Below are 15,841 nucleotides of genomic sequence, written 5' to 3'. Positions count from 1 at the left end.
AGGAGTAATAAAATTGATTAAATGTTAAAAGGGGTTTTAGCCAATAAAGAAAATTTACAGCCAGGGTTGTCGATTGATTGTGTGATTTTTGGCTTTCATGACAATCAACTGAAAGTGCTATTAATCAAAACAAAATACAGTGAACAATGGGCATTGCCTGGAGGTTTTGTTCGTATTGATGAAAGTATAGATGATGCTGCAGTAAATGTTCTGCAAGGCCGTACTGGTTTAAAAGGCATTTTCTTGAGACAATTTGCCACTTTTGGACAAGCTAATAGAAATCCAGCTGAGACCAGTCAAAAGGTTTTGAATTTTTTCGGAATCCCTTTAGAAGAAGCGCAATGGTATTTGAGCCGTTTTGTAACTATTGGCTATTATGCCTTAGTTGATTTTTTGCAAGCTGTTCCACAGCCAGAAGGGAATAACGAAATAGTAGAGTGGATTGATTATAACGCTGTGCCAGAATTGATTTTGGATCATAAAGAAATCTTTGACAAAGCACTTGAAACGCTGCGAATGGAGCTGAATTTGATGCCTGTTGGTTATAATTTATTGCCTGAAAAATTTACTATTCCAGAGTTGCAACGATTGTATGAAACTATTTTGGGTAGAAAATTAGATCGTCGTAATTTTCTTCGGAAAATCACTTCGATAGGTATTTTAGCTAAGTTAGATGAGAAGAAAAGTAATGTAGCTCACAAAGCACCTAATTTATATTCGTTTGATAAAGAACGATACGAAGAAGTATTGAAAATTGGTTTGCACCAAGGTTGGTAATACCACATTAATTAATAATTTGAAAAGGGTTGTCTGAAAAGACAGCCCTTTTTTGATTTGATTGCTAATTAATTTAACTTAATTATTTTGGAATCAATATTTTTTTAAATGTTTTTATATAGGAAATGCTTTTTTTATTATATTTCAATTCGATTTATATATAATAAAGGTTAATCAAAAGTTTAAGGGGATGCAACAAGCAGAAAAGTTATCAAAATTGAAAAAGTTCTTGGACGAGCATAAAATAACGGATTCCAATTTCCAATTGCGAATGGGAGCTAATTTTCCTATTATAACCGATTTGTTCCAACAACTATATGCTGATAGTCCTTATGGAGCACAAGCTTTTCAGGACTTGTTAGTTGCTTTGGTCAAGCATTTTGAGGAACGTTCTTCGTATCAAAAAGAACGTGATTTAGATCGCGTGGCTCATCCTAATTGGTATTCGAGTGAGAAGATAGTGGGGATGATGTTGTATGTGGATCTTTTTAATCAGGATTTCAATGGATTGAAAGAAAAAATTCCCTATTTCAAAGATTTAGGAATCAATACCATTCACTTGATGCCCTTTTTGGATGTGCCTGAATTTGAAAATGACGGAGGTTATGCTGTACGTGATTATAGAAAAGTAAATCCAAAATTTGGAACCATGGAAGATTTTGAATCTTTGGTAGCCGAATTTCAAAAGAATGACATGAATTTGGTGATGGATTTTGTCTTGAATCATTGTGCCTCCGAACACGAATGGGCCGTGGAAGGGAGCAAGGGACATCCTAAATACAAAGATTTTTTTTATTTCTTTCCAGACCGCACTTTACCTGACGAATACGAGAAAACAATGAATGAGATTTTTCCAGACACAGCACCTGGAAATTTTAGTTATTTACCTCAAAGTAATCAATGGGTGATGACCTTATTTTATGGCTATCAATGGGATTTAAATTATAAAAACCCAATGGTTTTAGTCGAAATGATTGATACGATGTTGTATTGGTCTAATAAAGGAATAGATGTTTTTCGTTTGGATGCAGTAGCTTTTATGTGGAAAGAAATTGGGAAATACAACCAGAATTTACCCGAAGTTCATATTCTATTACAACTGTTTAAATTGTGTGGCCAAATTGTAGCGCCAGGAGTAGCGTATATTGCCGAAGCGATTGTGCAACCCGAAGAAATTATCAAATATTTTGGTGAGGGAATTGCTGCTGGAGACGAATGCGATATTGCTTATAATGCTAATTTTATGGCATTGAGTTGGGAGGCAATGGCTACTCGAAGTACCGAATTGATTAAAAAATCAATGAAAGCAGTGCCAGTCAAACCTCGTAATACCACTTGGATTAACTATGCACGTTGTCACGACGATATTGGGTTAGGATTTGATGATGCATTAGTGAAAGAATTAGGATTGGATAGCTTAGCGCATCGCTTGTATATTTTACAATATTTTTGCGATGGATTCAATGGAAGTGCCGCTTTAGGACAACGTTTTATGACCGAACCAGAAACGGGTAAAGCGCGAATTTCAGGCTCGTTGGCTGCGTTGTGCGGACTAGAAAAAGCAGTAAGCGAAAACAATGGCAATGAAATTTATTTGGCTGTAAAACGAATTAATCTGCAACACGCTATTATTTTATCTTTGGGTGGTTTGCCAATGATTTACAGCGGTGACGAAATTGCAACGCCTAATAATTATGCTTATTTAGAAGATAAAAGTAAAAAGTACGACAACCGTTGGTTACACCGTTCGCCAATGAATTGGGAAGTAGTTGCGGGATTGTCTTCTTCTAATTTTGTGCCGACTCAGGTATACAATCAGTTGAAAAAATTAATTGCGATTCGGAAACAAACTCCAGCTTTTTCAGACGATAACGATTTGCAATTTTTAGACTGTGCCAACAGTCATTTGCTAGTGTACAAAAAAGCAGATCAACAAGGCGGAATAGTGTATGTAATTGCGAACTTCTCTGAATTTGATACGGTTTTTGAAAAAGATATTTTTGGAACAAACGATTATACGGAACTTCATGACTTAATTACAGATAGTCGAGTAGCAATTCATCAAAGCACTTTCATAAGTGCGTATGATGTGTTGTGGTTGAAGGCATAACTCTAAATAAAAAACTCCTTAATTTCTTAAGGAGTTTTTTATGGTTCAATTTAAAGGGGAAAGTAAATTATAAAGTTTTCACTTCTCCTGAATCGCTGTATTGAATTGAGAATTCGTGAGTGGTCAAATTGGCATTCAATTGTGCGAATTCCTCTTCGTTTCTCCAAATTAGATTCAATTCATTTTCAGCAGCCACTCCAAATTCTAAAGTTCCTGAGAATGCTTTAGAGGTATTGCGCAGACGTAGCATGTCCAATTGTTTGAGTACCACTTCTTTTTTCAGTCCTTTTTGAATATTTTCTAGGCTCAATGTAGTTCGGTTGATTTCTTTGTGACCGTCTTTACCTGCTTTTTCAACTCCTGCGTAATCATTGGCTCCCGCAAAAATATCCAGATACCAAATCTGTGGAATTCCCGGCATAAAGAGTTGGATGGCTCTAGCTAAAGCTAATTTTTGTTCGTTTTCGCCCAAAGCGCTAAAGTAGGTGGCGTTAACTTGGTAATACGAGATTTTTTTACCGTCGGCACCGTATAAGTTCTTTACCAAACCACCGCGTTCAATGATGAGGTTCATCAACTCTTCAATTTCGTTGTCTTCTAACAATCCTTTTTGGTATACTCCATTCACTTCTTTTCCTTTCAAGTCCAAAACAGGGATTCCGTCGTGACAACCCAGCATGTTTACCGTTTTCAATCCTTTGGCAACAATTTCTTTTGCCCAAGTTAGAATCGCTTTGTTGGTTCCTTTTTCAATAGCGTGAATGCACAATCCTGGCAGGAAGAAGTCGTAAATGGCATAACCTTCTTTGGCTACTTCTTCGTGCAAATGCAAACCGTATTCGGCATGAATTTCGGGTAATAATTCCAAGTTATTTCTTTTGGCAATATCGTTGATTCGTGCCAAATACTCCCAAGTCCCAGGTTTGTTGAAGAAATTGCTTTCGCCAATAGCTTTGTGCAAATAAGCAAAGGCGTCTAGACGTAGAATTTGTCCGCCGTAACTCGCTACTTTAGCCAATACGTCTTCGTAAAACTCCCAAACTAAAGGCGATTGAGCGTTTACATCCATTTGGCCTAAATACTCGCGTTTGTTGTTGACGATTTTCAGAACTTCGGTATGGAGTTGCGCATTGCTACCTAAATCAAGGCTTTGAATATCTTGGTTTTCGTCAATAGCACGATTTATTTTTTCGCAAATAGCATTGGCTTCTTCAGGAGTGATATTAAGTGATTGTAAATCGGAAACAGTTATTTTTTGAAACGTTATTTTTTGGTAAAAAGTGTTCCAGTACGGTCTTTCTTGTCCGTCAGGGAATACTATTTTTAAAATAGGCAAACCTGATTTTCGCATAAACAGTTTGTCTAAATATTCTTTATTAGGAACAATGATGCCATCTTCTCCAAGCGTTCCGTTGCCTTTCCAGAATTCGTTCCAATCAATAAAAAAGTCTTTGTATTTCGATTGATCTCCATTGGCAATCAAATCTTTAAATTGAGGAGAGGCTACCGACAAGTGATTTAAAACGATGTCAAATTTCAATTGGATATTCAATTCTTTTAAGGCTGCAATATCTTGTTTGGATACTAATTCCTCGTTGATGTCGTAATTGATAATAGAGAAACCTCTGTCTAAGTCACTATTGAAAAAGGTAGGTAATACATAAAAAAGAGAAAAAGTATTCTTGAACTCGGGCAGTTGTAGCATATTGACAATGTCCTTTAGATTGTGTCCAATGCTATCGGGATAGGCGTTCAACATAACCCCGTTAGGAATGCTTTTTTTTGGTGTGATTGCTGACATTATTTAGTATAGTTTGTTGTGTGTAGTTTTGGTATTTAATTTTTAGACGAGAATATATTCGAGCCCGCTTGATTTTTTGCCAAAGTTACTAATAAAAAATGCGAACTAAAAGAAGTGATTTTTACTTTTTTCATAGTTCAAAGTCCAGCAAACGATGATTAGGGATAGTTTTATTTTACAATATTTGCTTAAATTCAGTAGCCTTTGAGCAACTGGTTTAATTATTTTGCCTATTGGAAGATTTTCTGATTAGTAGTTCAGGGACAAGAACTACTTTCTTTTCCATCTTTAAATTAGTATTTATGTTGATTTGTTCCAGAAAAACTTTCGCAGCCATTTCTCCCATCTCTTTTGGGGATTGATTTACAGAGGAAATAGACAATTCCATGAATTTAGTAAATGGTTCATTTCCAAAACCTACTACACAAAAATCTTCAGGAATTGCAATGTTTTTTTCTTTTAATTCTTGGATAGCACCTAGCGCAGCAAAATCGCTAGAAGAAAAGATGGCATCTGGTGGATTGTGTAGGCCTAGTAATTTTTCAGTTGCTTGTTTTCCCGCTTCTACATTACTTTTTGTATGGACTACATATTCCTCACGATATTCAATTTTATTGTCGCTAAGGGCTTTTTTGTAGCCGTTTAATCGGGATTTAAAAATAGCTAAAGATTGGTCGCCGGCTAAGTGGGCAATCTTAGTGCAACCTTCTTTAATTAAATGTTCTGTGGCAAGATATCCTCCCTCAAAATCATTAATAGTAACTGAACTGATGCCTTCAAGATGTAACTGTCGGTCAAAAAATATCAGAGGAATAGTATTGCTACTAACTTGTTGTATTATAGATTCCGTTTCTTTTGTAGCATTTGAAACTGAGATTAGTATGCCATCCACTTGTGCGTTTAAAAGTGTCGTAATATTTTCAATTTCTCTTTTTTCATCTTCATGAGTTTGGCAAATAATGATTTGATAGCCTTTGGATTGTAGTTCTTCTTCGATACCACGAATCACTAAAGCGAAAAAATTACTGTCAATCCTAGGAACAATTACTCCAACATAATTACTTTTTCCATTGCGTAGTGCTTGGGCCAGCTTGTTTTGTTTGTAATTCATTTTGTTAGCGGTATCCAAAACCAAGGACCTCGTTGCCATACTAATTTTGGAATTACTATTGAATGCTCTTGAAACAGTTGCAGCTGTTATGTCAAGTTTTTTGGCAATATCATAAATGGTAACTTTTTCAGGCATCAAAAGATGTTTTTTTGGCGGTTAGTAAATGTTTCAAAAAAACGAAAATACAAATTTTATGTGTTCGAGCACATTTTTTTATATTTATCTTTGTTATGTGCAACTGTTTTTATAACATTGCAATACAAATTAACTGTTTTTCAAATAAAAATATATGAAAAATTACCTTCTATCGAATCACAATACCAATTGGAAATCCCAAAATGAATCAACGGGAATGAGGTTACTGATTTTAAGTATTTGTCTTTTCTTCAGCTTTGGAACAATAAAAGCCCAAGAATTTAATCATCCCAATCTTTTCTCATTTGAAGAGAACACTAATCCTTTTAAGGCAAATTCTTCATCATTGTTAAAAACAACTAATGAGCATTTTAAACATGGGAATCGTTCGTTAAGTTGGAAATGGGTAAAACCTTCTGCTTCAATTAATATAAATCAATCTATTGGGTATTTGAAAAATAATCCAGACCCTAAAGATACCTCGTTATCTACTTTTGTTTTTTGGATCTATGGTAAAAAGGCATTAGAAGGGAAGTCAATACGTTTTGAGTTTTTGAAAAATAAAAAAGTTTGCTGTTGGTTTGATTATGGTTTGAACTTTACTGGATGGAGAGGAGCGTGGGTTGCTTTTGATAGAGATATGCAGGGTACTCCCGAAGATGGAATGGACGAATTACGAATTATAGCCCCTAATGTAAGCACAGGAGAATTGTTGTTGGATCATGTGATTCTTTCTTCGTATCAAGATGTTCGACATCATACAGCTGATTTTCAAGCTCCTTATATCAATAAGGAAACAGATAGCCATTGGTTAATTTTGAATAAATCATGGGGCAATTCATTTGAATTTCCAGTAAAAAGTAGTGTGAGTGAAGAGGAGTTGAAAGGTCTTAGAAGCGTAGAAGAGAATCTTAAAAAACAGTTGCTGACTAAAAAAGGGATAAAGGTAGAACGATTAAAGAAACGATTTCAAAACTACGCTATTAGCTCAAATGCAGATGGCAGTATAGTTGGAAAACCAATTTATTTTGAACGTTATGCTGAAACGTATTACAGTCTTGGTGGAATTAGAAATACAACTATTTTTGACTCCATTGGTCAGTCGCTAAAAGAGGCTAATGATTTATTGTTAGATTTAGCCAATGCGTATCATAACGAGAGTGATAGCCAAAGTAAAGAAGAAATTGCGTCTATGTTTGTTCTTCTTACCAAGCACATGACTGATCAAGGATTTGCAGCAGGTAGTGCCATGGGGACATTACATCACTTAGGCTACAATATGAGGAATTATTATCCTGCGATGTTTTTAATGAAAGAGGTTTTAGTAAAAGCAAATTTAGACCAATCGATACAGCAATCTATGGAATGGTTCTCAGGCGCTGGTGAAGTGAAGCTTAAACCTACTGCTTTAGGGATAGACGTAGATTCATTCAACACTTCGCTAATAGGAAGATTGTCAAGTATTTTGATGCTTAAAGATTCTCCTGAAAAAATAACCTATCTTACATCATTCAGTCGTTGGGCAGATAATGGATTAAAGATAGCTCCAGGATTGGCGCCAGCAATCAAATCAGATAGTACAATTTTTCATCACAGAAATCATTATCCAGCTTACGCTATTGGAGGTACAGAAGGAGCGGTAGGAGCAGTGTCACTTTTGTCTAGAACACCATTTGCAATTTCGCAAGAAAGTCATGAAAATTTAAAAAATGCGTTATTGGCTTTTCGTTTTTACTGTAATCTTACCGAATGGCCTTTATCACTTTCTGGGCGCCATCCAGAAGGAAAAGGGAAGTTAATACCAGAGCATTTTTCTCAACTGGCATTGGCTGGTTCACCTGACCGAACCGAAAAAATAGACAAAGATCTAGCCTCTGCTTATATGCGTCTTACGCAGACTAAGAAAGATCGCTTTAATACTATTTTTAAAACGGAAGGTTTACAAGCGGAGTTGTCTCCTGTAGGGAATAAAACTTTTCCATATTCTTGTTTGTCTATTCATCGTCGTGGGAATTGGATGGTCTCTTTTAAAGGGTTTAGTCGCTATCTTTGGAATAGCGAAATATACGAATCGGCAAATCTATATGGTCGTTATCTTAATTTTGGGAATATGCAGATAATGGCATCTGGTGACCCCATTACTAATTCAGCCTCAGGGTTTAGACAAGAAGGTTGGGATTGGAATCACTGGTGGGGAACTACAGCTATGGTTTTGCCTATAGAACAATTGAAAGGAAATGTGTTAAATGTAGATGCTTTTTCAGGAGTGGAAGAGATGTTACTTTCAGACGAGTCCTATGCAGGAGGTGTTTCCTTGGCTAATGAACAAGGTGTTTTTGCGATGAAACTTCACGATCACGACAAATACAATGGGAAATTGAAAGCGAATAAGTCTTGGTTTATGTTTGATAATCGAATTATCGCTTTAGGATCAAATATTAGAAATGAAAGCAAAGAATTTCCTGTTGAAACAACACTTTTTCAAGAAGAAATTGTAAGTAAAACAGACGCTACCATGGTTAATGGAAATCAAATTTCAGAGTTTCCTTATGGAAATCAATTTATGGGGAAAACAATACTGGGAGATGCACATGGCAATGTTTATTTTGTGAAAAATGGAGAGGTAAGGGTAGAGCGAAAAGAACAACATTCGTTTCACCAAAAGAATTCAAAACCAACAAAAGGGGATTTTACAACTGCAGTTATATCACATGGATTTGCTCCTATTGATGGAAGGTATGAATATGCTGTTTTGGTTCAACCAACTCCAACAGAAGTGAGTTCTTTTACAAAAAAACAATCGTATAGTGTTTTGCGATGCGATAATCAAGTACATATTGTGAATGATAAAATAGCCAACACCACTGGTTATGCTTTTTTTGAAGCAGGTAATGCTAATGTGAAAACGGAAATTTTGAAAACTTCATTACCTTCGTTATTAATGACTCGTAGAGAAGGTAAACTACTTAGATTAAGTGTTGCCGATCCTGATTTGCGTTTTTATGAAGGTGCTGCAGATGAAAAATTTGATTCAAATGGAAAAAGTATTGAACGTAGTATTTATAGTAGAGATTGGATTGATAATGAATCTAAAGAATCAAAATTACAAGTTGAACTTGCAGGAATATGGGATATCAATTCAACAACATCAAACGTTTCTATAGTAAAAACTACTGCGACAACTACAATAATTGAGTTTGTATGTAGAGAAGGTATGACTAGAGAAGTGTTGCTTATCCAGAAAAAATAAGATTTTAGTTTTTTCAAAGAGAAATATAAAAGTGTTAACTAATTAAATAAAAAAACATGAATAATAAAATTTATGGTATTAAGACATCTAAATTCTATCTTACGTTATTTATCGTACTATTTGGAATTAGGATTAGTGCTCAACAATCTCCCAATGTTGTTTTTATTGCCGTTGATGATTTAAACGACTGGGTTGGATGTCTTAAAGGTCATCCGCAAACGGTGACTCCTAATATTGATAGATTAGCATCTAAAGGGATTCTTTTTACCAATGCTAGTTGTCCAGCACCAATTTGTGGTCCTTCGAGAGCTGCTGTGATGACAGGACTTTTGCCAACTACATCGGGTAATTATCTTCAGTTAGACGATTTAAATATTAAAAAGTCTAATGATGCGGTTCAAAAATCAATTTATCTTCCAGATTATTTTGAACAATATGGATATACAACTATGGGAGTTGGAAAATTGTTTCATCTTGGTGACAATGACCATGTTTTCGATGAATATAAAACGGTTTCTAATAATTTATACGGGCCATTCCCTCCGAAACGAATTAATTATAATCCAGAATGGTTTGGAAAACCAAAAGGAACAGATACTGATTGGGGAGCTTTCCCTGAAGACGAGAGTGAAATGCCTGATTTTAAATCAGCGGCTTGGGCAGTTGAAAAATTGCAATCAGCCCATCAAAAACCATTTTTCTTAGCAGTTGGTTTTGTTCGTCCTCATGTGCCTTGGTATGTTCCTCAAAAATATATGGATAGATTTCCGTTAGATAAGATTCAAACCCCACCTTATCTAAAATCTGATATGGATGATGTTCCAAAACTAGGACAAATGGTAGCTGAAGTGCCGATGATGCCAACAACAGATTGGTTGATTGAAACTAACCAATGGAAAAATGCGGTACAGTCTTATTTAGCTTGTATCAATTTTGTAGATGAACAGGTTGGGAAAGTGCTAGACGCCTTGGAGAAAAGCCAGTATGCTAAAAATACAATTGTTGTACTTTGGTCTGATCATGGCTATCATTTAGGAGAAAAGAATAGGTTTGCCAAAGCAGCATTATGGCAACGAGACACAAGATCAGTGCTTATTTTTAAATCACCTCAGGCAAAAGAAAATACTAAATGTGATAAACCAGTTCAACTTTTAGATATTTATCCTACACTTACTGATTTATGTAAATTACCTAAAAATAAAACAAATGAGGGACACACTTTACTTCCTCTTATTCAAAATCCAGTAGACTATAAATGGCCATACGTTGCGATTACAGCATATGGTAAAGGTAATGTTGCAGTAACTGATTCTCGATATCGATTGATTCAATACGAAGATAATTCGACGGAATTTTATGATTTATTTGCAGACCCGAACGAATGGAATAATCTATCAGCAGATAAAAAATACAAGAGAGAAATCGAGCGATTAAAAAAACATATTCCTAAAAATCAAGCAGCATTATCTCCTTTTTCAAAGTACAATGTGAATGAATATTTTAGAAGTACTACCAAAGAAAAATAGATCTTAAAATTAAGAACAGAAAGCGAAACATTTTTAATGTTTCGCTTTTTTAGTTTTAAAGTGTTTTTTTTTAATAGAGACAGTAAATTAAAGATAGTATTTCATAAGTTCTTGATTTTCAAAATGAATGTAAATAACAATTTGTAATTATTAACTTACAAATTAAATTAATTTATGTGCTCGAGCACATTTTTTTGGATTTTAGCTTGTTTATATGATAACGTTTACATAATATTGTCTTAATAATTTAACCTATAACTATTAAAATTATGCATGCAGAAAGAAAAATTAAGTTTAAAAAACTAGGCTTTGTAAATAAATATTTACTCGTTAGTATACTTTTATTTGGAATCTCAGTATCTGCTCAGAACCAAAATAAAACTATAAACGGTGTAGTTACAGATGAAAGTTCAATTCCTCTTGTAGGTGTAACTGTTAAAGTAAAAGGATTAAAAGTGGGAACTTTAACGGATAAAGAAGGGAAGTTTGTAATACAAGCAAATCCTACTAACTCTCTTGTCTTTTCTTATATTGGATTCGAAGATAAATCAATTGCTGTGAATAATAAAAAAGTAATCAATGTTGTAATGCAATCTTTGACTACTAGTCTTGAAGAAGTTGTAGTAGTTGGATACGGTACTCAAAAGAAGAGCGATGTAACTGGGTCGGTAGGTAAAATATCAGTTAAGGATATGTTGAGAGCTCCAGTAAGATCTTTTGATGAAGCATTGGCTGGTCGTGTTTCGGGCGTGCAAGTGACATCTTCAGATGGGCAACCAGGTGCAGGAATTAATATCGTTATTCGAGGAAATAATTCAGTAACTCAAGGGAATTCTCCATTATATGTAGTGGATGGTTTTTTAATGGAAAATCCAAACAATGGGATTATTAATCCAAAAGATATTGAGTCAATAGATGTTTTGAAAGATGCTTCGGCAACAGCAATTTACGGTGCTAGAGGGGCAAACGGTGTAATTGTGATTACTACTAAAAAAGGGAAAACTGGTGCTCCAGTTTATAGTTTTGATACTTCTTATGGTTTTCAGCAAACAATTAGTAAAATGGATTTGATGAGTCCGTATGAGTTCGTGAAATACCAATTGGAGTTAGATCCAACTTTGGTGTCAAGCACTGGATTTAAATCGCCGGCACAAATTTTTTTAACGGACGGAAAAACTTTAGACTACTATAAAGATGCACAGTCAATTGATTGGCAGGACAAAGTAACTCGTACTGCAGCAATGAAAAATGTTGATTTTTCTGTTCGAGGAGGTAATAAAGCTACGAAATATGCATTTTCTACTTCCTTCATTGATCAAGACGGAATTTTAATTAATTCGGATTACAAAAGATACCAAGGACGATTAGTTTTGGATCACAATATCACAGACAATTTAAAAATTGGGGTAAATACTAATTTTAGTCAATTAGAAAGAACAGGGATTAGTCCTGCTGCATCTACAGGAAGTGCCACAACTAATATTATGGTTTCTGTTTGGGGATACAAACCAGTAAATGGTTCAACATCAAATGAAGATTCTCTTATAGATTTGGATATCGATCCGGCTAATGATTATCGTGTAAATCCACTCCTTAACTTGAATAATTTGTATCGTTTTACTGAAACGCAGAGTTTAAATACAAATGCCTATTTAGAATACACAATAGTTCCAAGTTTAAAACTTCGTGTTTCTAATGGAATTATTGAAAATAGAGTTAAAAGTGAATCTTTCAATAATACAAATACGTATTATGGAAGACCAGGAAATAATAATGGGATCAATGGATCTGTTTCTTACTCACAATCGAGTAACTGGTTGAATGAAAATACCTTGACTTGGAAACCAAAATTAAGCAAAAAACATACTTTAGATGTTTTGGGTGGATTTACCATTCAAAAACAAACTAGCAAATCGTATGGAAGTTCAGCTAATCAAATTCCTGTTGAATATGAAAGTTTGGGAATTGCTAGTTTAGATAAGGGTGTGGCATTACGAGTAGATACCTTTCAGTCTGTATGGACTATGGCATCTTTCTTAAGCAGAGTCAACTATAATTTTAACTCCAAATATTTCCTTACCGCTTCTATGAGAGCAGATGGTTCCTCTAAGTTTCCTTCAGAGAACCATTGGGGATATTTCCCTTCGGGAGCATTGTCTTGGAAATTCAAAAATGAAAAATTACTTAAATCAAGTAAAATACTTTCAGACGGTAAAATACGTGCTAGTTATGGACAAACCGGAAATAATAGAGTAGGTGATTTTGATTATTTAACGACTTATTATAATCCGATAGGGAATAGTTATGTTTTCAACAATCAATATGTAGAGGGAGTAGTGCCATTGACTCTAGGAAACTCAAAATTGAAATGGGAAACTACAGAGCAAGTAGACTTAGGGTTGGATTTAGGATTTTTCAAACAACGCATCACATTGGAGGCGGATGTATATAGAAAAACGACAAAAGACTTATTGTTAAGAGCTGATTTACCATTGTCTTCAGGGTTTAGTACGGCTTTAAAGAATGTTGGAGCTATCCAAAATAGAGGATTGGAGTTAACGGTAAATACTAAAAATATCCAAACCAAAGATTTCAGCTGGTCAACTTCATTTAACATTGCTTTCAATCAAAGTAAAGTAGTTGCATTGGCAGATAATCAAGAAGATATTCAAAGTTCTATCAACTGGGATAATAAATGGTCTAGTACGCCAGCCTATATTACAAAAATAGGACAGCCTCTAGGTTTGATGTATGGATACGAGTCGTTGGGGACTTATAAATATGCAGATTTCAATATTACTAGAATTGCCGATGGTTCTATTGTTGATCCTACTGCTGTTGATCCTGCTCAATATGCTAGTTATAATTTTGTGTTAAAAGCAGATGTAGCTACTAATGGAAATATAAGGGCTAATATTAAACCGGGAGATATTAAATATAAAGATCAGAATGGAGATCTTTTTGTAAATTCAAGTGATTATACTGTAATAGGGCGTGGTTTGCCAAAACATATTGGAGGATTTACTAATAATTTTACCTACAAAGGATTTGATTTGAATGTGTTCTTTCAATGGTCTTATGGGAATGATATTTTAAATGCAAATCGAATTTTGTTTGACGGAAACTCTGTAAACAATATGTTATTGAACCAATTTTCAAGCTATGAAAATCGTTGGTCACCGACAAATCCTACTTCAGATGTTTTCCGTACTAAAGGATTTTATACAGGAGGTTATTCGTCACGATACGTCGAAGACGGTTCTTTCTTGCGTTTGAAAACTATTTCTTTAGGATATAATTTTGATTCCAAATGGGTTCAAAAAATGAATATTAAATCGATACGTTTGTATGTTTCTGGACAAAATTTATTTACTTGGACCAAGTATTCTGGACCAGACCCTGAGGTAAATGTGTACAATACAGCATTGACTTCTGGATTCGATTTTTCGGCTTATCCTAGAGCGCGTACCTTTACTTTTGGAACTAACATCAATTTTTAAATAAATAAAAATAAAGAGATGAAAAAGATATATTATTTAGTAGCAGTTATTGTGTTTGGGGTTACTTCTTGTGACCATTATTTAGATACAGAACCAATTGACAAAATTTCAATCAAACAATATTATACAGATGAAAAAGGTTTAACCAGTGCTTTGGTTGGAGTCTATGATGTCTTAGGATCGGCTAGTTTGTATGGAAATAACGTATTTAATGGGTATAATGCTTGCACCGATGAAGGTTATTTAGCGCGTACTACACAGACGAATGATCTTCAATATCTTTCGGTTAATGTAATTGATCCTTCTAATGCTGAAATTACAGGATTGTGGGCTGCGTGTTATGTTGGATTAAATCGTGCCAATGATTTGATTGCCAATATTAATTTAGCACCAATGGACGAAACCAAACGTCAAGTTATTCTGGGTGAAGCGTTATTTTTAAGAGGGTATTATCACTTTTTATTGGTCACTAATTTCGGGAATGTACCTATGAAATTAGAGCCAACAACGACTCCGAATGATGTTTATGCTAAAGCAACTCCAATGAGCGAGATCTATGCGCAAATTTTGAAAGATATGACTTCAGCTGAAGCTAAAGTAGCTACATCAACTTCTTATGGTTATTCAAGTCGTGTGTCTAAAACCGTAGTGCAAGGAATTTTAGCAAGAGTATGTTTGCAAATGGCGGGTTATCCTTTGAATGACACAAGCAAGTATAGTGAGGCTTTGTCATGGACTAAAAAAGTAATCGATTCAGGAGAACATGCTTTAAGAACCACTTATAATACTGCTATATCTGGAAACAATGCTTACAGTCAGATTTTCATCAATCAAGCACAAGACATCTATGATGTTAAGGAAAGTATGTGGGAAATTGAATTTAAAGGAAATAGTACAGATGGGTATTCAGAAACAGGACGTTTAGGAAACACCAACGGAATCACAATTACGGGTTCAGCTTATCCTACAATTGGATACAGTTATGGATTTATTAGAGGGACTGCTCGACTTTACAAAGCCTATAAAACGGGTGATTTACGCCGTGATTGGGTATTGGCGCCATTTAAGTACAATGGTACAACAGGAGCTAAAACGAACATTACTACAACTACAGGTTATGGAAGAGATAGTGCTAAATGGAGAAGAGAATTTGAATTATCTTCGCCAAAACATAAAAATAACACTCCAATTAACTTCCCAGTATTGCGTTATGCCGATGTTTTGTTGATGTTTGCCGAGGCGGAAAATCAAGTGAACGGACCTACAACGGCTGCTTACAACGCTGTGAATCAAGTAAGACGAAGAGGCTTTGGTTTAAGTATCAGTACAACGAGTACAACTTCCGATTTGGCTGCAGGTTTATCTAAAGATAATTTCCAATTAGCTGTTGAAAATGAACGTATGTTAGAGCTGTGCTTTGAGGGAACACGTCACATGGATTTAATTCGTTGGAATAAATATGTAAGTACAATGAACTCTGTTGGAGCTGAAATTACTGCAAATGGGGGGACTGGAGATTCGTATGGTGGATTAGGAGGTAGAAATGTAACTACAAGAAACTTACTTTATCCAATTCCGTTAAAAGAATTATCTGTAAATAAAAATATGACTCAAAACGAAGGGTGGTAATT

The 15,841-nt window shown here is 34.9% G+C and carries 8 protein-coding genes; 6 read left to right on the top strand and 2 right to left on the bottom strand.

The genetic code is table 11. From position 1 onward, the window contains the following. Positions 1–21 precede the first annotated feature (21 nt). Both Q0L65_RS01300 and Q0L65_RS01295 read left to right on the top strand, forming a co-directional pair. Positions 22–777, top strand: coding sequence for an NUDIX domain-containing protein (locus Q0L65_RS01300; protein ID WP_296682582.1), 756 nt, complete (start codon positions 22–24; stop codon positions 775–777). Between the two features lie 190 nt (positions 778–967). Further along, a complete protein-coding gene (locus Q0L65_RS01295) occupies positions 968–2,887 on the top strand; it encodes an alpha-amylase family protein (RefSeq protein WP_296682580.1) in 1,920 nt (639 codons plus the stop codon). A gap of 67 nt (positions 2,888–2,954) precedes the next feature. Here Q0L65_RS01295 and Q0L65_RS01290 read toward each other — a convergent pair whose 3' ends face one another. Then, positions 2,955–4,688 (bottom strand): glycosidase, encoded by a 1,734-nt coding sequence (locus Q0L65_RS01290; protein ID WP_296682578.1) that lies wholly within the window; start codon positions 4,686–4,688, stop codon positions 2,955–2,957. Positions 4,689–4,905: 217 nt separating this feature from the next. Then, positions 4,906–5,934 carry a LacI family DNA-binding transcriptional regulator gene (locus Q0L65_RS01285; protein ID WP_296682577.1) on the bottom strand — a complete coding sequence of 343 codons (1,029 nt, stop codon included), beginning with the start codon at positions 5,932–5,934 and terminating at the stop codon, positions 4,906–4,908. 154 nt (positions 5,935–6,088) lie between these two features. Here Q0L65_RS01285 and Q0L65_RS01280 point away from each other — a divergent pair, with 154 nt between their 5' ends. From Q0L65_RS01280 to Q0L65_RS01265, 4 genes are all read left to right on the top strand, one after another. Further along, complete coding sequence (locus Q0L65_RS01280) at positions 6,089–9,184, top strand: chondroitinase family polysaccharide lyase (protein WP_296682575.1); 3,096 nt, start codon at positions 6,089–6,091, stop codon at positions 9,182–9,184. Between the two features lie 56 nt (positions 9,185–9,240). After that, entirely contained in the window at positions 9,241–10,710 is a 1,470-nt protein-coding gene (locus Q0L65_RS01275; RefSeq protein WP_296682574.1) for a sulfatase, read from the top strand. 269 nt (positions 10,711–10,979) lie between these two features. Further along, positions 10,980–14,210, top strand: coding sequence for a TonB-dependent receptor (locus Q0L65_RS01270; RefSeq protein ID WP_296682572.1), 3,231 nt, complete (start codon positions 10,980–10,982; stop codon positions 14,208–14,210). 18 nt (positions 14,211–14,228) lie between these two features. Then, positions 14,229–15,839, top strand: a complete 1,611-nt coding sequence (locus Q0L65_RS01265; protein ID WP_296682571.1) for a RagB/SusD family nutrient uptake outer membrane protein — start codon at positions 14,229–14,231, stop codon at positions 15,837–15,839. Positions 15,840–15,841 lie beyond the last annotated feature (2 nt).

It is taken from the genome of Flavobacterium sp., assembly GCF_024642105.1.
Lineage (GTDB): Bacteria > Bacteroidota > Bacteroidia > Flavobacteriales > Flavobacteriaceae > Flavobacterium.
Note: the sequence above shows the minus strand (reverse complement) of the source record. Positions and strands in the feature narration are given on the sequence as shown.